General features: G+C 79.0%; 1 protein-coding gene. It reads left to right on the forward strand.

The annotated features are described in order from the left end of the window. Nucleotides 1-1,198, forward strand: a 1,198-nt coding sequence (locus ABD308_RS04265; protein WP_344325736.1) for an amino acid adenylation domain-containing protein, incomplete at both ends; no start/stop codon positions are given.

The following is a 1,198-nucleotide window of genomic DNA, read 5'->3' on the forward strand; positions in this document are numbered from 1 at the left end:
CCCGCCCAACTCGCCGCCCCCGCGCCGGAACCGGGTCTCGCCGAGGCGACCGTCCCCGCGCTGTTCGCCGCCCGCGCCGCCGCCACCCCGGAGGCCGTCGCGCTGGTCGCCGACGGCGCCGCGTACCGCTACCGCGAGCTGGCCCGGCTGGTCGCGCACGCCGCCGCCGCGCTCACCCGGCGCGGCGCCGGGCCCGGCACCCTGGTCGGCATCGCCATGCCGCGCGGTCGGGACCAACTCGTCGCCGTCCTCGCCGTGCTGGCGTCCGGAGCGGCCTACCTTCCGCTCGACCCGGAGTACCCCGCCGACCGGCTCGCCTTCCTGCGCGCCGACTCCGGCCTCACGCTGCGGGTCACCCGCGAGCCGTCCGCGCCGGGCGACCTCACCCCGGGGGACCTGGCGCCCACGGGCCCGGAGGGAGCCACGGATCCGGACCTGCCCACCGGACCCGCGCCGGACCACCCCGCGTACGTGCTCTACACCTCCGGCTCCACCGGCACCCCCAAGGGCGTCGAGGTGCCGCACGGCGCGCTCGCCAACCTCCTCGGCGGCCTCCGCGACCACCTCGGCGCCCGTCCCGAGGACCGCTGGCTCGGCCTGACCTCGCTCTCCTTCGACATCTCCACCGTCGAACTGCTGCTGCCGCTGATCACCGGCGGCCGCGTCGTCCTCGCCCCCGAGGGCGCCCACCGGGACGGCCCCGCGCTGCTCGACCTCATCGCCCGCGAGGGAATCGGCCACGTCCAGGCCACACCCAGCGGCTGGCGGCTCCTGCTGGAGGCGGGCCTCGCGTCGACCGGCGGCGGCCTGACCGCGCTCACCGGCGGCGAGGCCCTGCCCGCCCCGCTCGCCGCCGACCTCGCCGCCGCCACCGCCCGGCTGGTCAACGTCTACGGCCCCACCGAGACGACCGTCTGGTCCACCCTCGCCGAACCCGCCGCCCCCGACGGCCGGGTGAGCATCGGCGCGCCGCTCGCCAACACCCGCGCCTACGTCCTCGACGAGCGCCTGCAGCCCGTGCCGTACGGGCTGCCCGGCGAGCTGTACCTCGGCGGCGCGGGCGTCGCGCACGGCTACCGGGGCCGGCCGGGACTGACCGCCCGCCGCTTCCTGCCCGACCCGTACGGCCCGCCCGGCGCCCGCCTCTACCGCACCGGCGACCTCGTGCGGCGCCGGCCCGGCGGCGGACTGGAGTTCG

Source organism: Kitasatospora putterlickiae (genome assembly GCF_039527695.1).
Taxonomy (GTDB): Bacteria; Actinomycetota; Actinomycetes; order Streptomycetales; family Streptomycetaceae; genus Kitasatospora; species Kitasatospora putterlickiae.